Origin of the sequence: Prauserella oleivorans, from assembly GCF_042685745.1 — a bacterium.
Taxonomy (GTDB): domain Bacteria; phylum Actinomycetota; class Actinomycetes; order Mycobacteriales; family Pseudonocardiaceae; genus Prauserella_A; species Prauserella_A oleivorans.
Genome location: NZ_JBHUNT010000001.1, coordinates 5277727 through 5295813 on the forward strand (window position 1 = coordinate 5277727; position 18087 = coordinate 5295813).

The following is an 18087-nucleotide window of genomic DNA, read 5'->3' on the forward strand; positions in this document are numbered from 1 at the left end:
GCCCCTGCCGGAACCCGCTACAGCGTGAGCCCGTAGGCATAGAGCGTCACGCCGGGGACGGGTTCCCAGTCGCGGTCGGGCAACCGCGTGAAGCCGAGCCGGGCGTAGAGCCGGTGCGCGGACTTCATCAGATCGAGGCTGCACAGCACGACCCGGGTGGCACCGAGGTCGCGGGCCCGGTCCAGCACCGCGCGCGTGAGCGCCTCGCCGACACCGCGTCCGCGGGCCTCCGGCGCCACGGCAAGCATGCGGAACTCGACCTCGCCGTCGCGGGAGATCTCCGCATACGGCGTGCCGGGCGGCGCGACGGTGACCGTTCCCAGCAGGGTGCCGGACGCGTCGACCGCGGCCAGGAGTTCCGCCTGCTCGGCACGCTGGGCGGCATCACGCAGCTCGGCGGCATAGGACTCCCCGGCGGCGTGCAGGAGCAGCCCGTCGGCCTCGTACGCGGCCAGGGTGAGCGCGCCCAGCGCAGCGAACTCGTCCGGCCGGGCCGGGCGCACCACGATGTCACTCAATCGGACACCTCCGCGACCTCCCTCGCCGCGTCCGGGCCGCGGTCGAGCAGCACGCGGAAGCCGTCCTCGTTCAGCACCGGCACCTTGAGCTGCACCGCCTTGTCGTACTTGGAGCCGGGCGCGTCGCCGACCACCACGAACGCCGTCTTCTTCGAGACCGATCCGGCCGCCTTGCCGCCGCGCGCCATGATGGCCTCCTTGGCTTCGTCGCGCGAGAACGACTCCAGCGAGCCGGTGACCACGATCGAGAGCCCCTCGAGGTTGCGCGGTACGGAGCTGTCGCGCTCCTCCTCCATCCGCACACCGGCGCGCCGCCACTTCTCGACGATCTCGCGATGCCAGTCCACCGCGAACCATTCCCGCACCGCTTTCGCGATGGTGGGACCGACGCCGTCGACGCCCGCCAGCTCCTCCTCGGTGGCGTTGTCGATGGCCTCGAGCGAGCCGAACTCGCGCGCCAGCGCCTGCGCGGCCGTGGGACCGACGTGCCGGATCGACAACCCGACGAGCACCTTCCACAACGGACGGTCCTTGGCGGAGTCGAGATTGGCCAGCAGCCGCTGACCGTTGGCGGACAGTTCCCCCGCCTTCGTCACGAACAGCTCGACCTGCTTGAGCTTCCCCTCGTCGAGGGAGAACACGTCGCCCTCGTCGGTGACCACACCCGACTGCAGCAGCGCGCTCGCCGCCTCGTAGCCGAGCACCTCGATGTCGAACGCTCCGCGCCCGGCGAGGTGGAACAGCCGCTCCCGCAACTGGGCGGGACACGTCCGCGCGTTCGGACAGCGGATGTCGACGTCGCCCTCCTTCTGGCGCGCCAGCTGGGTGCCGCACTCCGGGCAGTGGGTGGGCATCACGAACTCGCGTTCGGAGCCGGTGCGCACGTCCACCACCGGGCCCAGCACCTCGGGGATCACGTCGCCCGCCTTGCGGATCACCACACGGTCGCCGATGAGCACGCCCTTGCGCTTGACCTCCTCGGCGTTGTGCAGCGTCGCCATCGCGACCGTGGAGCCGGCGACCTTGACCGGCTCCATCACGGCGTACGGCGTGACGCGCCCGGTGCGGCCGACGTTGACGCGGATGTCGAGCAGCGTCGTGGTGGCCTCCTCAGGCGGGTACTTGTACGCGATGGCCCAGCGCGGCGCCCGCGACGTGGCCCCGAGCCTGCGCTGCAGGGCGACCTGATCGACCTTGATGACCACGCCGTCGATCTCGTACTCGGCGTCGTGCCGGTGCTCGCCCCAGTACTCGATGTGCTCGACGAGCCCCCCGGCCGTCTCGATCACCTTGCTGTATTGCGACACCGGCAGCCCCCACGCGGCCAGCGCGTCGTAGGCCTCCGACTGGCGTTCGGGGTCGAAGCCCTGCCGCTTGCCCAGGCCGTGACACAGCAGCCGCAGCGGACGCGAGCGCGTGACCTTCGGGTCCTTCTGCCGCAGTGAGCCCGCGGCGGCGTTGCGCGGGTTGGCGAACGGCGGTTTGCCCGCCTCGACCAGGCGGGCGTTGAGCTCGGCGAACTCCTCGACGCGGTAGTAGACCTCGCCGCGCACCTCGACCAGGTCCGGCACCGGGAAGCGGTCGCTGGGAGTGAGCCGCTCGGGGACGTCCTGCAGCGTGCGGACGTTCAGTGTCACGTCCTCGCCGGTGCGGCCGTCACCGCGCGTGAGAGCCCGGGTGAGCTTGCCGTGCTCGTAGAGCAGATTGATGGCCAGACCGTCGATCTTCAGCTCGCACAGGTACCGCGTGGAGCCGCCGACCTCCTTCTCGACCCGGTCGACCCAGGCCCGCAGCTCCTCGAGGTCGAACGCGTTGTCGAGGCTGAGCATCCGCTCGAGGTGGTCGTGGGCGGTGAACTCGGTCGAGAACGTCCCGCCGACCTTCTGGGTGGGCGAGTCGGGCGTCGCCAGCCCGGGGTACTCGCGCTCCAACTCCTCGAGCTCGCGCAGCAGTGCGTCGAACTCGCCGTCGGTGATGGTCGGCGAGTCCAGGACGTAGTACCGGAACTGGTGGCCCTTGACCTCTTCGGCCAGTGCGGTGTGCCGCTCGCGCACGTCCGAAGGCACGTCCTTGATGTCCTCGGCCACGTGTCCACCGGACAGGTCTTGACTGGTCACATCGTCGAACTCTAGTTGCCCCCACCGACATTGCCGCCCAGCCCGCCGTGGGCTGACCGTGTGCGCCGTTCCCGTAGCCGTGTCCGCCGTCTGCGTCGCCGTGTGCGCCGTTCCGGTAGCCGTATCCGCCGTCTCCGCGGGGCGACGGGGGTTTTCGCGTCACCAGCGCAACGGCGAAACCGACGCCGGGGAACTCAGCGGCCCTCTCCGGCATCGCAGCCGAGGCCACGAACCAGCTCGCGGAACTCCAGCAGGCCGATGGCGTTGGCGGGCTCGGCCACCGCCGTCTCCACCCGCCGGAGCCGCTCGGCGGCGAGCCGCTCCCCCAGCGTCGCGTCGAGCGGCAGGAAGGTCATCGTCGTCCGGGCAGCCTCGGTCAGCTCGCCCAGCGCCGGGTGGTGCACCGCGACGTCCACCACCTGCTCGGCCTCGTCGACCTGCGCCACCACCCGGACGTCGGCGAGGTCGATGCGCACGCCGGCCAGGTTCACGGCGACACCGGTCGGATCCGGCACGGGCGGCACCGAGTCGTGGTACTCCCAGATGGCGTCATCCGGCGGTGCGGCGGCCTTCCACGCGTCGGTGTAGGGACGCAGGGCCGGATCCTCCTGGCCACTGACGACGAGCGCGTAGATCGCCCGCTGGCCGCGGTCGAGCGCGAACTGCAGGTCCGGGTGCACGCGGGCGACGACATCGACCAGCAGGCTCTCCGCGCGCTGCGGCTCCCCCTCACCGAGCGCGGAGCTGATCTCCGGCAGCAGCTCGGACCACGTACGCCAGAACTCGGCGGCCGCCGCCTCCGGATCGTCGGGGACGGGTTGCTCGGGCCACGGTGTGCGCGGGTCGGGCGGCTCCTGCTCACCCCGGTTCCCGCGTCGAAACCATCCCATCTGCCTGTTCCTACCAGCCTTCCGGTGGCTCGACGAACGCTTTGCCCAGATCGCGCGTGAGCGACAACGCCCTGCGCATCCACTCGCCGGTCGCGCCGGCGAGCCCGCACGCGGGGGTGGGCACGGCGCGCTCGGCGAGGATGGAGCGGTTGAACCCGAGCCGGTCGACCAGCCGGAGCGCCGGCCCGGCGACCTCGCGCAGTGTCACCGGCGTGGCGGGCGCCTCGGTGGGCACGAGCCCGAGCACGAGCTCCGTACCGCCGTCCCACGCCTCGCCGATCTCGTCGAGCAGGCTGCCCGGGGCACCGTCGAGCAGGGTCGCGTCGAGCGCGAGCGCGCCCGCCCCGGCCGACCGCAGCAGTGAGACCGGTGGCCTGCGCGCACAGCAATGCACGATCACCGGGTTGCCGGTGACCTTCTCCGCGCCCGCGACGACCGTGGCGAGCAGGTCCCGCGCCTCGGGTTCGGGCACGGCGTCGACCGTGCCGTACCCGGACGGCGTCGGCAGGGCTCCCGCGAGGACGTCGGGCAGGGTCGGCTCGTCCAGCTGCACCACGATCCCGGCGCCGGTCCGCTCGGCCAGCTCGGAGACGTGCGCGGCGAGGCCCTCGAGCAGTGACGAGGCGAAGTCGCGCGTCGCGCCGTGATCGGTCAGCACGCGATGGCCCCGGGCCAGCTCGACGCCCGCTGCCAGCGTCCACGGGCCCGCCAGCTGGGTCTTGACCGCCGGCGGGCGCGCACCCGCACGGTCGGCAGCGTCGGAGAACGCGTCGATGTCCCAGCGCATGAGGTCCACGGCGCGCCGGTGGTCCCGGCCCGGCCTGGCCGCGACGCGGTAGCCGCTCGGCACCACCTCGACGGCGAGGTCGACCAGCAACGCGGCCGTGCGCCCGATGACGTCGGCGCCGACACCGCGGGCGGGCAGCTCCGGCAGATGCGGGAACTCGGGCAGCTCGCCGAACACGATGGCGGCCGCCTCGGCGGCGTCGGTGCCCGGCATCGAGCCGATGCCGGTGCCCGCGCCGTGCGGCCATGCTTGCTCAGTCACGTCCGAGATTGTTTCCCATCACCGCATCGGGAACACAGCACGGGCCGGGTACCGTCATTGCTGCCGAAATCGCTGCGAGCAAAGGAGGTGAGACGCATGAGAGTGGCACTGGCCCAGACCGACTGCCTGCTCGGCGACGTGGAGGGAAACCTGGCCGATGCCGAGCGGCTCATCAAGGACGCCGCCGCCGAACACGCCGATCTGGTCGTCTTCCCGGAACTGAGCCTGACCGGTTACGCACTCGGTCAGCTCGCCGACGACATCGCGCTGTGGCCCGACGACCCGCGTCTCGCCGACCTCTCGCGGCACGGTCCCGACGTGGTCATCGGCCTGCTCGAGGACGGCCGCATCCGCAAGCACAACTCCGCGCTCTACTACTCCGGCGGCGAGCTGGTGCACAACCACCGCAAGCTCTACCTGCCGAACTACCTGATCTGGGAGGAGCGCAAGCACGCCAACCCGGGCCAGCACATGCGGGCGTTCGACACGCGCCACGGCCGGTTCGCCACGCTGATCTGCAACGACGCGTGGCAGCCGATGCTGCCGTGGCTCGCCGCGCAGGACGGTGCCGAGTTGCTGATCGTGCCCGCCAACAGCGCCGCCCGGCTCACGGGCGGATCGTTCGACCCCGCCGAGTACTGGCACGATCTGCTCACCTTCACCGCGCGCATGCAGCAGTGCTGGGTGGTGTTCGTGAACCGGGTCGGTGACGAGGCCGGTGTCCGTTTCTGGGGCGGCTCGCGGGTGGTGGACCCGTGGGGCTCGGTGGTGGCGAGTGCGCCGAACTGGGACTCCTCGCTCACGGTCGTCGACATCGACCTGTCCGCGATCCGCAGGCGCAGGCGCGAGATCCCGCTGCTCGCCGACGCCCGGCTCGGCCTGCTGCGCCGCGAACTGGACCGGCTGATCAACGAAAGCGGCAGCGACTGACCTCCGGCCCACTCGACTGACCGAGCGACGGATGTCGTGAACTGTGTCTCACAGCACTGCGGCCGGTCGCGAAGTGCTGGTCTGATCGAAGGGCTCAGCACTGTTGCGAACGGACAGCGAGGTCAGGCAGTGGAACCGCTCGATGACGACAACTCCCGCCACTGGGCCGAACCGGGTGTCTACCGGGTGGCGCCCGGGGTCTACCGGATTCCGCTGCCCCTGCCCAACGACGCCCTGCGCGCGGTGAACGTCTACGCGATCACCGACGGCGACTCGCTGGTGCTGATCGACTCAGGCTGGGCGCTCGACGAGGCGGAGGACCAGCTGGCGGCCGGGCTGAAGGGGCTCGGTGCGGAGCTGGGCGACGTGAGCCAGTTCCTCGTGACCCACGTCCACCGCGACCACTACACGCTCGCCGTGACGCTGCGGCGGAAGTTCGGCGGCAGGATCGCGCTGGGCCTGCTCGAGGAACCGTCGCTGCGGATCGCAGGCGAGCCCGGCGCGCTCACCATGGGGGCGCAGGTACGGCTGCTGAAGCGGGCAGGCGGCGACACGGTGATCGCCGAACTGGCCGAGATGTTCGCCGACCGGTCGCCCGGCACGGCCGCCGAGCTGTGGGAGAACCCCGACGAGTGGCTCACCCCGGGACGGCGCACGGTGCTGCCCGGGCGTGACCTCGACGTGGTGCACACACCCGGGCACACGGCCGGGCACGTGGTGTTCGCCGACGGCGCCGCCGGCCTGCTCTTCTCCGGCGACCACGTCCTGCCGCACATCACGCCGTCGATCGGGTTCCAGCCCGCGCCGTCGGAACTGCCGCTGCGCGAGTACCTCGGCTCCCTGCGGGTGGTGCGGGATATGCCGGACCTGCGGATGCTGCCGGCGCACGGTCCGGTGTCGCCGAGCGTGCATGCTCGGGTGGACGAGCTGCTGGCACACCATGATCAGCGGCTCGACCAGACGATGGAGACCATCGCGTCCGGAGCGGAGACGGCCTACGAGTCGGCGACACGGCTGGCGTGGACACGTCGGGAACGCAAGCTCACCGAGCTGGATCCGATGAACCAGATGCTCGCCGTGCTGGAAACCGGCGCGCACCTCGACCTGCTGGTGGCCCAGGGCAGGCTGGCCGCGGCCGACGACGACGGCGTCCGCCGCTACACCCTCGCCTCAGCGGCGAGCAGCTCGGCGAGCCGGTGCGCGCCCGGGGCCTCGACGGGGAAGTGTCCCGCGCCGTCGAGCGGCACGTAGTCCTTCGGCGCGCTCGGCTCGACGAACCGGTGCTGCTCCCCGACAGTTCCGCATCGCCCGACCCGGCACAGCTTGCCGAGATGCTCACCCGGACGCTGCCCTCGCTCAGCGTCCCGCGAGCCGGTCGCGGAGCTCCCGCTTGAGGATCTTGCCGGAGGCGTTGCGCGGCAGGTCGTCGACGAAGTGCACGCGCTTGGGCACCTTGAACGACGCGAGCCGGTCCTTGACCCACCGCGTCAGCTCGTCCTCGGCGACGGCCTTGTCCTTGGGCACCACGACGGCCGTGATCGCCTCGATCCACTTCTCGTCGGGCAGCCCGACCACGGCGACCTCACCGACCGCCGGGTGGGTGTAGAGCGCGTCCTCGACCTCCCGCGAGGCGACCATGACGCCGCCGGTGTTGATGACGTCCTTGATGCGGTCGACGACGAAGAGGTAACCCTCCTCGTCGAGGCGCACGAGGTCGCCGGAGTGGAACCAGCCGCCCGCGAAGGCCTCCTCTGTCTCCTCCGGCTTGTCCCAGTAGCCGAGGCAGAGCTGCGGCGAGCGGTAGACCACCTCGCCGAGCTCGCCGGGTGCGACGTCGTTGCCCTCGGCGTCCACCACGCGCGCCTCGACGAACAGCACCGGACGCCCGGCCGAGTCGGGGCGCGCCTCGTGGTCCTCGGGACGCAGCACGGCGGCCAGCGGGCCGATCTCGGACTGGCCGAAGCAGTTGTAGAAACCCAGCTCCGGCATCGCCTGGCGCAGGCGCTCCAGCACGGGACCGGGCATGATCGACGCGCCGTAGTAGGCCTTGCGCAACGCCGAGAGGTCCTGGGCGCCGAAGTCGGGGTGGTTGGCGAGGGCCACCCACAGCGTGGGCGCGGCGAAGAAGGCACCGTGCCGGTCCGCCGCCAGCCCGCGCAGGATGTCGGCCGGGTCGGGAATCTCCAGCAGCGTGTTGGTGGCGCCGACAGCCAGCCACGGCAGCAGGAACACGTGCATCTGCGCCGAGTGGTAGAGCGGCATCACGTGCAGCGGATCGTCGCCGTCGGTCAGATCCAGATCGACGATGCAGGAGAGGTACTCGTGCACGAGCGCCCGGTGGGTCATCATCGCGCCCTTGGGCCGCGAGGTGGTGCCGGACGTGTAGAGCAGCTGCACGAGGTCGGTGTCGGCCACCTCGGCGTCCACCGTGGGCACCTCCCCGGCGCTCGCCACCGCCAGCAGCGAGCCGTCGCTGTCGCGCAACGGGAGGATGTGCTTGAGCGGGAGCCCGAGCTCGTCGACGTTGCCCCGCAGCGCCGGGTCGACGAGAGCCACGGTGCTCCCCGACTGCTGGAGGAGGTAGGCCAGCTCGTCGCCGGTGAGGTTGTAGTTCACCGGGACGTGCACGAGCCCCGCGCGGGCACACGCGAGGAAGCCGAGGAGGAACGCGTCGGAGTTCTTGCCGTAGGCGGCCACGCGATCGCCGTGCCGCAGGCCGAGCGAGAGCAGGTGCGCGGCGGCGCGCGTGACGGCCGCGTCGAGCTCGGCGTAAGTCCACGTCCGGCCGGCGAACTTCAGCGCCACGCGATCGGGCACCCGGCCCGCGCTGCGCCGCAGGATGTCGGAGACCGTGCTGGACCGGACAATGCTCGTCATCGAGTTCCTCCCGCGGGGCGAGGGTTGTGGCTACGCCGTCGGGGCGATCTTCGCACTCTCCAGCCCACGGTCGCCAGGTGCCTCGTCCGGCTTCGCAGCGGGTCGCCGGGCCCCGGGATCGTCGCCGACACGGCGAGGACCGCAGCCGGTGACGCGAGCCTCAGGCCGTGGCCGCGATCTTCGCACTCCCCAGCACGAGGTCACCGGCACCGGCGTCGGGCCGGTACAGCACCGCGACCTGACCCGGCGCGACCCCGCGCAGCGGCTCCCGCAGCTCGATCCGGACCTCGTCGCCGACGGCCTCGGCCACGGCGGGCGCGGTGCCGCCGTGCGCGCGGACCTGCACGACACACTCGGTGGGCCCGTTCAAGGGCCGCTCGCCCGGCCAGATCGCCCGGTCCGCCCGGATGCTCGTGACCGACAGCTGCCGCGCCGGGCCGACCTTCACGGTGCCCGACACCGGCTCCAGCGCCAGCACGTAGCGGGGCCTGCCGTCCGGGGCGGGCGCGTCGATGCCGAGGCCCTTGCGCTGGCCGACGGTGAACCCGTGCACGCCGGTGTGCTTGCCCAGCACGGCGCCGGTCTCGGCGTCCACCAGATCGCCGGGCCGCTGCCCGAGCCGCGACTCGAGGAACTTCTTCGTGTCGCCGTCCGGGATGAAGCAGATGTCGTGGCTGTCCGGCTTCTGCGCGACGGCGAGGCCGCGCTCGGCCGCCTCGGCGCGCACGTCGGGCTTGCGCGAGCCGCCGAGCGGGAACATCGCGTGCCGCAGCTGCTCCGGGGTGAGCGAGGCGAGCACGTACGACTGGTCCTTGTCCTCGTCGGCGCTGCGCCGCAGCTCCGGCACACCGTCCACAACGGACAGGCGCGCGTAGTGCCCGGTGCACACGGCGTCGAAGCCGAGTGCCATGGCCTTGTCCAGCAACGCCTCGAACTTGATCTTCTCGTTGCAGGTCACGCACGGGTTGGGGGTGCGCCCGGCGGCGTACTCGCCGACGAAGGTCTCCACGACCTCCTCGGTGAACCGCTCGGCGAAGTCCCACACGTAGAACGGGATGCCGAGGATGTCGGCCGCACGACGCGCGTCGTGGGCGTCCTCGACGGTGCAGCAGCCGCGGGATCCGGTCCGCAGCGTGCCCGGTTTGGCGGACAGCGCGAGATGGACACCGACGACGTCGTGCCCGGCCTCGACGGCGCGCGCCGCGGCCACCGCCGAATCCACTCCCCCGCTCATCGCGGCCAGTACGCGCATCGCCTACACCTCCTGCTTCTGCTTGCGCAGGCCGGCGAGCCCCGCCTGCCTCGCCCGGTCGACCACACCCCGCAGCTCACGCGCCAGCGCGTCCACGTCGTCGCGGGTGGACGTGTGCCCGAGGGAGAACCGCAGCGACCCGCGGGCCGCCGCCTCGTCCGCGCCCATCGCGATCAGCACGTGGCTGGGCTCGGCCACCCCGGCGGTGCACGCGGACCCGGTGGAGCACTCGATGCCCTTGGCGTCCAGCAACATGAGCAGACTGTCGCCCGCGCAGCCGGGGAAGGTGAAGTGCGCGATGCCGGGCAGCCGTTCCCCGCCGCTGCGGTCGGCGGGCACGCCGTTGAGGACGGCGTCGGGCACCTGCTCGAACACTGCGGCGATGAGGTCGTCGCGCAGCTTGGCGAGTTCGTCGGCCGTCGCCTGCCTGCGCTCGACGGCGGCCTGCACGGCCGTGGCGAACGCGTGGATCCCGGGGACGTCGAGGGTGCCGGAGCGCACCTCGCGCTCCTGTCCGCCGCCGTGCAGGAGCGGTACGCAGGGCGTGCCGCGGTCCAGCAGCAGCGCGCCGACGCCGTAGGGGCCGCCGATCTTGTGCCCCGTGAGGGTGAGGGCGTTGGCCCCGCTGGCGGCGAAGCCGACGTCGGTGCCGCCGACGGCCTGCACGGCGTCGGTGTGCAGCGGGATGCCGTACTCGGCGCACAATGCGGCGAGCTCGGGCACCGGGTTGATGGTGCCGACCTCGTTGTTGGCCCACATGACGGTGGCGAGCGCGACGTCGTCGGGTCCGGCCTCGATGGCCGCCCGCAGCGTCTCCGGGTGCACCCGGCCGTGGCGGTCCACGTCGAGCCAGGTCAGCTCGGCGCCCGCGTTGTCGGCGAGCCAGCGGACGGCGTCGAGGACCGCGTGGTGCTCGACGGCGCTGACCAGAACACGGCGCCGGGCCGGCTCGGCGTCCCGTCGTGCCCAGTAGATGCCCTTGACGGCGAGGTTGTCGCTCTCGGTGCCGCCCCCGGTGAAGATGACCTCGGACGGGCGGGCGTCGAGCGCCTCGGCCACGGCCTCCCTGGCCTCCTCCACCATGCGCCGTGCCCGGCGGCCCGAGGAATGCAGCGACGACGCGTTGCCCACGGTGGACAGCGCGTCACTCATCGCCGCTATGGCGTCCGGCAACATGGGGGTGGTCGCCGCGTGGTCGAGGTAAGTCATCGCCTGTCCAGGGTAGTCGTGCCCGGACGGAGACGGCTGCGGCACTGCTCACGGGCTGCCGAGCCCGGTCAGGACGGCACCGACCGCGGCGAGGGCGGCGAGCGTGCCGGCCGGCGCCACCGGGGCCGGGTCAGGCGCGGCCACCGGGGAGCACGCCGACGACCAGCGCGGACAGGGCCCGGCACGAAGCTGACACGGCCGGACTCGCGCGGGCCGAGGCGGCGCATCAGCGGTCCCGGCGTCGCGACGGGAGGGAACCCGCACCGCGCCGGCCCCGCGGTGCTCCTCCGGCGGGACAATCGGAGACGTGCAGAGAACCATCGACTGGGACGACTCGGGCGGCGGCGCGGTCGTGATCATCGACCAGTGCGCACTGCCGGGCACGTACCGCACGCTGCGGCTGTCGACGCCCGAGGAGCTCGTCGGCGCCATCAGGCGGCTGGCCGTGCGCGGTGCACCGGCGCTCGGCGCGGCGGGGGCGCTGGGCGTGGTGCTCGCCGCCCGCGTACACGGCGGTGACCGCGGCGCCGTCCACGCCGATGCCGAGCGGATCGCGGCCGCCCGGCCGACGGCGGTGAACCTCCGCCGGGGCGTCGAACGCGCGCTCGCCGCGCTGCCGGAAGGCCCTGAGGCGGTGCTGGCCCAGGCGCTGGCGATGCTCGACGAGGACGCCCGCGTGAACCGAGAGGCGTCCCGCCACGCCGCCGACCTGCTGCTGCGCGAGGTCGGCAGGCGGCCGCTGCGGCTGCTGACGCACTGCAACACCGGACGGCTCGCGGCCGTCGAGTGGGGCACCGCGCTCGGCGTCGTGTGGCACCTGCACGCGGACGGGCAGGTCGAGTACGTCCTCGCCGACGAGACCCGGCCGCTGCTGCAGGGATCGCGGCTCACGGCGTGGGAGCTGGCCGAGGCCGGCGTGCGCTACCGGGTGCTGCCCGACTCGGCCGCGGCCTCCGCTCTGGCGCGCGGCCTCGTGGACGCCGTCGTGGTGGGAGCCGACCGCATCGCCGCCAACGGCGACGTCGCGAACAAGGTCGGCACCTACCCGCTCGCTCTCGCCGCCGCCCACCACGGCATCCCGTTCGTCGTGGTGGCACCGTCGTCGACAGTGGACACCGCGCTGCCGGACGGCACCGCCATCGTGATCGAGGAACGCGCGGCGGACGAGGTGACCTGCGTGGCGGGCGTTCCGGTGAGCCCGGACGGCGCCGAGGTGTTCAACCCGGCCTTCGACGTCACCCCGGTGGACCTCGTGACGGCCGTGGTCACCGAGGACGGCGTGCTCGCCGGCCGGGCGCGATAGGCAGCGGCCTCCAGGGCAGGCGCGCCCGGGGACACGGCGAGGGCGACGGCACCGCCTGGAACCGGCTGTCTACTCGGGACCGATCCCGGCCCTACGCTGAGGTTGACGCCGGGTGGACACCGTGCCACGCTGCGCCCTCGCGCTGGGGCGCAGCTGGTGGCGAGCTGTCGCGAGGAGGACGACGATGACCGAGTACCTGACCGAGACCGTCTTCACCTGGGGCGCGACACCGCTGAAGTTCGGCGCGGGCGCGGTGGACGAGATCGGCTGGGACCTCGCGCAGCTCGGCGCCCAGCGGGTGCTGATCGTCACCGATCCGGGGGTCGCCGCCACCGGCGTTCCGCAGCGCGTGGCCGACGCGGCGAAGGCGGGCGGGCTCACCGTGGAGATCTACGACCAGGCCCACGTCGAGCCGACCGACCGCAGCATCACGGAAGCCGTCGAGTTCGCCCGGCAGTCCACGTGGGACGGTTTCGTCGGCGTCGGCGGCGGCTCGTCGATCGACACGGCGAAGGCCGTCAACCTCCTCACCACCTACCCGGCCGACCTCTTCGACTACGTCAACAAGCCGATCGGCCAGGGCAAGGCACCGGACGGGCCACTCAAGCCGCTCGTCGCCGTACCGACCACGGCGGGCACCGGCTCCGAGACCACTCCGGTGTGCGTGATGGACTTCCTCGGCCTGCACGTCAAGTCCGGCATCAGCCACCCGAGGCTGCGTCCCAGCATGGCCGTGATCGACCCGCTGCTGACGCTGTCGATGCCGCCCGAGGTGACCGCGGCCAGTGGCATGGACGTCCTGTGCCACGCGCTCGAGTCCTACACCGCCAAGCCCTACCACTCCTTCGCCCGGCACCGGCCGGAGAACCGCGTCGCCTACAACGGCTCCAACCCGATCTCCGACGCCTGGACCGAGCAGGCGCTGCGGTTGCTCGCGCGTTCGTTCCGCAAGGCCGTGCTCAACGGAGGCGACCTGCAGGCCCGCACCGACATGATGCTGGCGGCGACGTTCGCCGGCATGGGATTCGGCAACGCCGGCGTGCACATCCCGCACGCGTGCGCCTACCCGATCGCCGGCCGCGTGCGCGAGTACCGGCCCGCGAACTACCCGCAGGACGCCCCACTCGTGCCGCACGGCGAGTCGGTGTCGCTGACGGCCCCGGCCGCGTTCCGGTTCACGTTTCCCACCGATCCGGGCAAGCACCTGCGGGCCGCGGAGATTCTCGACCCGAGCGCGCCGCGGCAGACCGACGAGCGCGACCAGTTGCCCGCGGTGCTGACGGCGCTGATGCGCGACATCGGCATCCCGAACGGTCTCGGCGGCGTCGGCTACGGCGAGGCGGACATCCCGGCACTGGTCGAGGGCACCATGCAGCAACAACGGCTGCTCGCCGTGGCACCGAGGGCCGTGCGCGACGAAGACGTCGCCGCGATCCTGGCCGGCTCGATCGAGAACTGGTGAGGCCCATGACCGACCGGACCGGCTTCGTCGTCGATCTGCGTTCCGCCGTCACGGGCGACGTCGAGGCGGGGACGACGGCGCGCGCGATCTTCAGCATGGACGCCTCCAACTACCGGCACGTTCCCACCGCGGTCGTCTTCCCGCGCAGCACCGCCGACGTCGAGGCCGTGCTGCGGGTGTGCCGCGCACACGGGGTGCCGATCACGGCGCGTGGCGCGGGCACGAGCATCGCCGGGCAGGCCCTCGGCGAGGGCGTCGTCCTGGACTACACCCGCTACCTCGACCGGATCCTCGACATCGACCCGGTGAACCGGACCGCGCGCGTGCAGCCGGGCGTCGTGCTCGACACGCTGCGGGCGCACGCGGGCAGGCACGGCCTGACGTTCGGACCCGACCCGTCCACCCACAGCAGGTGCACGATCGGTGGCATGATCGGCAACGACTCGTGCGGCTCGCACTCGGTGGCGTGGGGCCGCACGACCCACAACGTCGTCTCCCTCGACGTGCTGACGGCCGACGGCACGCCGGTGACGCTCGGGCCGTCGCTCGACGCGGACACCGGCCGGGCAGGCGAGCTCACCCGCCGGCTGCGGGCCCTGGTGCGGGACAACCTCGCCCTGCTGCGGCAGGGATTCCCGGCCCTGCCGCGCCGGGTGTCCGGCTACGCCCTCGACCAGCTGCTGCCCGAGAACGGCTTCAACGTCGCCCGCGCGCTCGTGGGCTCGGAAGGCACGTGCGCGCTGCTGACCGAGGCCACCGTGCGCCTCGTGCCCGCCCCGCCCGCACGGGTCCTCGTGGTGGCCGGGTACGCCGATGACGTGGCCGCCGCCGACGCCGTGCCGCACGTGCTGCCGCTGAAGCCGTTGACGATCGAGGGCATGGGTGCCGATCTCATCGACGCGCTGCTGGTGCGCGGCAGGCGCCCGGCCGCGCTCGACCGGCTGCCGCGTGGCGGTGGCTGGCTGTTCATCGAGATCGGCGGCGACGACCCGGCGGATGCGGTGCAGCGGGCCGAGGAGGTCGCGGCCACGCTGCGGCGCGAGACGGGCGCCGACGCGGTACTCGCCGACGACCCCGCCGATCAACGGCAGCTGTGGTCCATTCGCGAGGCCGCGTCCGGTATCGCGACCCGGGTGCCCGGCAGCGCCGGGGAGAGCCTGGAGGCGTGGCCCGGCTGGGAGGACGCCGCGGTGCCGCCGGAGCGGCTCGGCTCCTACCTGCGTGCGTTCCGGGCGTTGCTCGCCGACCACGGGTTGCGCGGCATCCCGTACGGCCACTTCGGCGAGGGCTGCGTGCACGTCCGCATCGACTTCGCGCTCACCACCACCGAGGGCAGGCGCCGCTTCCGGACGTTCATGGAGGAGGCCGCCGACCTCGTCGTCGCGCACGGTGGGTCGCTGTCCGGGGAGCACGGCGACGGGCAGGCGCGCGCGGAGCTGCTGCCGCGCATGTACCGGCCGGAGATCCTGCGCTTGTTCGAGGCGTTCAAGGACATCTGGGATCCGGACAACCTGCTGGGTCCCGGGGTGCTCGTCCGGCCGCGGCCCTTGGACGCCGACCTCCGGTTCGACGGGCCGGTCCGCGCGCTGCCGGTCACGCTGCGCTACCCGCACGACGGCGGCAGCCTCGCCACCGCGAGCAGGCGGTGCGTCGGCGTCGGCAAGTGCGTCGACACCTCGAGCGGCGTGATGTGCCCCAGCTACATGGTCACGCGCAAGGAGGAGCACTCCACGCGCGGACGTGCGCGGCTGCTGTCGGAGATGATGCGCGGCGAGACGGTGACGGACGGCTGGCGCTCCACGGAGGTGCGGGACGCCCTCGACCTCTGCCTGGCGTGCAAGGGATGCCTGTCCGACTGTCCGGTCAATGTGGACATGGCTTCCTACAAGGCGGAGTTCCTGCACCAGCACTACGCCCGCAGGGTGCGGCCGGTGAGCCACTACTCGCTCGGCTTCCTGCCGTTGTGGTCGCGGCTGGCCTCGGTGATGCCACATGCGGTCAACGCCGTGCTCGCCTCGCGGCTGCCCGCGAAGGTCCTCAAGCGGCTGGGCGGGATCGCGCCACAACGGTCGGTCCCCGAGTTCGCGCCCACCACCCTGCGGAAGGCGCTGCGCGGCCACCGGGCCAGGGGCGACCGGCCGAGGGTGGTGCTGTGGCCGGACACGTTCACCAACCACTTCTCCCCCGAGATCGGCACGGCCGCGGCCCGCGTCCTGGACTACGCCGGCTTCGACGTGGTGCTGCCGCGCTCACCGGTGTGCTGCGGGCTCACCTGGGTCTCCACCGGCCAGCTCGGCATCGCCCGGCGGGTCCTGCGCCGGACGCTGCGCGTGCTGCGGCCCGAACTCGACGCCGGCACCCCGATCGTCGGCCTCGAACCGAGCTGCCTTTCGGTGCTGCGCCACGACATCCACGACCTGCTCGAGCCCGCCGAGCCGCGCGGGCTGCCGGAGAGCGCGTTCACGCTGGCGGAGTTCCTCGAGAAGCACGCGCCGGACGTGGAGTTCCCGGCGGTGGACCGCGAGGCCATGACGCAGCAGCACTGCCATCAGCACGCCGTGATCGGCAACGCCGCGGAGGAGCGCTTGCTGCGCAAGGTCGGCGTGGCCAACCGGACCCTCGACTCCGGCTGCTGCGGCCTCGCGGGCAACTTCGGGATGGAACGTGGCCACTACGAGGTGTCGGTCGCGGCGGCCGAGCGCGTGCTCGTACCGGAGATCGAGGCGCATCCGGACACGATGGTGCTGGCAGACGGGTTCAGCTGCCGCACCCAGATCGCCGATCTGACCGGACGGCGAGCGCTGCACCTGGCCCAGCTGCTCGACGACGCGATCACCGAGTCGTCCCGCTGAGCGGAACACCCGGCTTGCCCGGCGCCGGGCCTGCGGCGACTGTTGCCGCATGGACGCGAACGCCGTGAGCGAGGTCGCGGGCCGGCTGCTGCAGGCCTACGAGACCGGCAAACCGATTCCCCCGATCATCGACGACCACCCGGCCGCCACGGTGACCGACGCCTATCACATCCAGCAGGAGCAGGTGCGCGCGTGGACGGCGCAGGGCGAGATCGTCAAGGGCCACAAGGTGGGCCTGTCGTCGGCGGCCATGCAGGAGCAGATGGGTGTCGACCAACCCGACTACGGCCACCTGCTCAGCGGGATGTTCCACCTGGAGCACCAGCCGATCCCTATGGCGCGGTTCCTGCAGCCGCGGATCGAGCCGGAGGTGGCGTTCGTGCTCGGCCGCCAGCTCACCGGGCCGGGCGTCACGGTGGCCGACGCGGCGCGCGCCGTGGAGTTCGTGCTGCCCGCACTGGAGATCGTCGACTCCCGCATCCAGGACTGGACGATCTCGATCGTCGACACCATCGCCGACAACGCCTCCTCCGGCGGCGTGGTGCTCGGCAGCAAGCCGACGCCGCTCTCCGCCGTCGACCTCCGGCTGACCGGCTGCACGCTGCACAAGTCGGGCGAGCTCGTGGCGACCGGGGCCGGCGGCGCGGTGCTCGGCTCCCCGCTCAACGCGCTCGTGTGGCTGGCGAACACCCTCGGTCCGCTCGGCATCGGGCTGGAGCCCGGCCACGTGGTGCTACCCGGTTCCATGACCCGCGCGTTCCCGGTGCTGCCTGGGGAAACGGTCGTCGCGACCATGGCCGAGCTGGGGACGGTCACCGCGGTCTTCGACACGCCCGAATGAGACGTTCTCCACAAAATCCCTAACTTTCGGCGTGTCGTGGGATTGAATTATGGGCAACCAGCCGGTATAGGCCGGGAAGCGAGACGCAAGGAGGCACGGATGCCTCAGGCCAGCAACGACGCCGATCTGAATCATCGTGAACGCGCCACCCTGATGGCCATCGCCGAGGGCGGCGCGGAACTCACGAGCAGCTGTGAACCCGACCTGTTCATCGACGGGCTCGCGTGCTGCGATCAAGCGACCGTGCACAGTCTCGCCCGGCGTGGCTATATCGCCCCGGCCTTCACCGCCCGCAAGGGCCAGCGTGTGCCCGCGGTACTCACCGAGGCGGGTCGCGCCGCACTCGGCCTGGCCGCGACCGCCGCGGCCTGACCGGGTGGTTCGACCACCGATCGCCGACGTATCGTCGCTGGTCAGCGGCTCGCCGGAAGATCAACCATCTGACGCGCCCCGCGTCAATCCCGCAGTGTTGTTTCCCACGTGCGACCGCTGACCATTCCCGATAACGGCGATTTCACATTACTGTCATAAGACCGGCAAACCCCGGGAGCCTTTCGCGCGCGCCGGATCAGCAGGCGAACCCTGCGCACCGGCCGGTACGCGCTGCGCTCACTGACGAGCCGCACGCAACAGCCGCACAACGGAGTGTGGTCGACACGTCGATGTCGCATGCCCACTTCGGGCTGACCGCCATCGGCAAGTCCCCTACTGACCATCGCGACACCAGGCCGGACCGTTAACCGACCGGGCTCACCCGATCGGTTAACCGCCCGGCCTGATCGTGCCGA

Annotated in this window: 14 protein-coding genes; 7 read left to right on the forward strand and 7 right to left on the reverse strand. The window is 72.2% G+C overall.

Annotated elements, in window-relative coordinates:
* Positions 1-17 precede the first annotated feature (17 nt).
* The 4 genes from ACFSZT_RS25985 to ACFSZT_RS26000 all read right to left on the reverse strand — a co-directional run bounded on the left by ACFSZT_RS25985 (position 18) and on the right by ACFSZT_RS26000 (position 4573).
* Entirely contained in the window at positions 18-518 is a 501-nt protein-coding gene (locus ACFSZT_RS25985) for a GNAT family N-acetyltransferase (protein WP_377384695.1), read from the reverse strand.
* The gene (ligA, locus tag ACFSZT_RS25990; protein WP_377384693.1) at positions 515-2635 is read right to left on the reverse strand and encodes an NAD-dependent DNA ligase LigA; all 2121 of its coding nucleotides are present in this window, start codon (positions 2633-2635) and stop codon (positions 515-517) included. Before ligA ends, ACFSZT_RS25985 begins: the two co-directional genes overlap by 4 nt.
* Positions 2636-2829: 194 nt before the next feature.
* Positions 2830-3525, reverse strand: a complete 696-nt coding sequence (locus ACFSZT_RS25995) for a hypothetical protein (RefSeq protein ID WP_377384691.1) — start codon at positions 3523-3525, stop codon at positions 2830-2832.
* A 10-nt stretch (positions 3526-3535) separates the two neighbouring features.
* Positions 3536-4573, reverse strand: coding sequence for a methionine synthase (locus ACFSZT_RS26000; protein WP_377384689.1), 1038 nt, complete (start codon positions 4571-4573; stop codon positions 3536-3538).
* A 96-nt stretch (positions 4574-4669) separates the two neighbouring features.
* Here ACFSZT_RS26000 and ACFSZT_RS26005 point away from each other — a divergent pair, with 96 nt between their 5' ends.
* Positions 4670-5503 carry a nitrilase-related carbon-nitrogen hydrolase gene (locus ACFSZT_RS26005; RefSeq protein ID WP_377384687.1) on the forward strand — a complete coding sequence of 278 codons (834 nt, stop codon included), beginning with the start codon at positions 4670-4672 and terminating at the stop codon, positions 5501-5503.
* 129 nt (positions 5504-5632) lie between these two features.
* Positions 5633-6754: an MBL fold metallo-hydrolase gene (locus ACFSZT_RS26010; protein ID WP_377384685.1), complete on the forward strand. Its 1122-nt coding sequence runs from the start codon at positions 5633-5635 to the stop codon at positions 6752-6754.
* Positions 6755-6859: 105 nt separating this feature from the next.
* Here ACFSZT_RS26010 and ACFSZT_RS26015 read toward each other — a convergent pair whose 3' ends face one another.
* The 3 genes from ACFSZT_RS26015 to ACFSZT_RS26025 form a co-directional block, all read right to left on the reverse strand.
* Positions 6860-8380, reverse strand: a complete 1521-nt coding sequence (locus ACFSZT_RS26015) for an acyl-CoA synthetase (protein ID WP_377384683.1) — start codon at positions 8378-8380, stop codon at positions 6860-6862.
* 160 nt (positions 8381-8540) lie between these two features.
* Entirely contained in the window at positions 8541-9632 is a 1092-nt protein-coding gene (gene mnmA / locus ACFSZT_RS26020; protein WP_377384681.1) for a tRNA 2-thiouridine(34) synthase MnmA, read from the reverse strand.
* A gap of 3 nt (positions 9633-9635) precedes the next feature.
* A complete protein-coding gene (locus ACFSZT_RS26025) occupies positions 9636-10841 on the reverse strand; it encodes a cysteine desulfurase family protein (RefSeq protein WP_377384679.1) in 1206 nt (401 codons plus the stop codon).
* A 307-nt stretch (positions 10842-11148) separates the two neighbouring features.
* On the opposite strand from ACFSZT_RS26025, the gene mtnA reads away from it, so the two are divergent.
* From mtnA to ACFSZT_RS26050, 5 genes are all read left to right on the forward strand, one after another.
* Positions 11149-12144 (forward strand): S-methyl-5-thioribose-1-phosphate isomerase, encoded by a 996-nt coding sequence (mtnA, locus tag ACFSZT_RS26030; protein WP_377384677.1) that lies wholly within the window; start codon positions 11149-11151, stop codon positions 12142-12144.
* Between the two features lie 184 nt (positions 12145-12328).
* Complete coding sequence (locus tag ACFSZT_RS26035) at positions 12329-13606, forward strand: hydroxyacid-oxoacid transhydrogenase (RefSeq protein WP_377384675.1); 1278 nt, start codon at positions 12329-12331, stop codon at positions 13604-13606.
* A gap of 5 nt (positions 13607-13611) precedes the next feature.
* Positions 13612-16458 (forward strand): FAD-binding and (Fe-S)-binding domain-containing protein, encoded by a 2847-nt coding sequence (locus ACFSZT_RS26040; RefSeq protein WP_377384673.1) that lies wholly within the window; start codon positions 13612-13614, stop codon positions 16456-16458.
* 49 nt (positions 16459-16507) lie between these two features.
* Positions 16508-17299 carry a 2-keto-4-pentenoate hydratase gene (locus tag ACFSZT_RS26045; protein WP_377384671.1) on the forward strand — a complete coding sequence of 264 codons (792 nt, stop codon included), beginning with the start codon at positions 16508-16510 and terminating at the stop codon, positions 17297-17299.
* Between the two features lie 99 nt (positions 17300-17398).
* On the forward strand, positions 17399-17671 hold the full coding sequence (locus ACFSZT_RS26050) for a hypothetical protein (RefSeq protein WP_377384669.1): 273 nt from the start codon (positions 17399-17401) through the stop codon (positions 17669-17671).
* Positions 17672-18087: the final 416 nt, after the last annotated feature.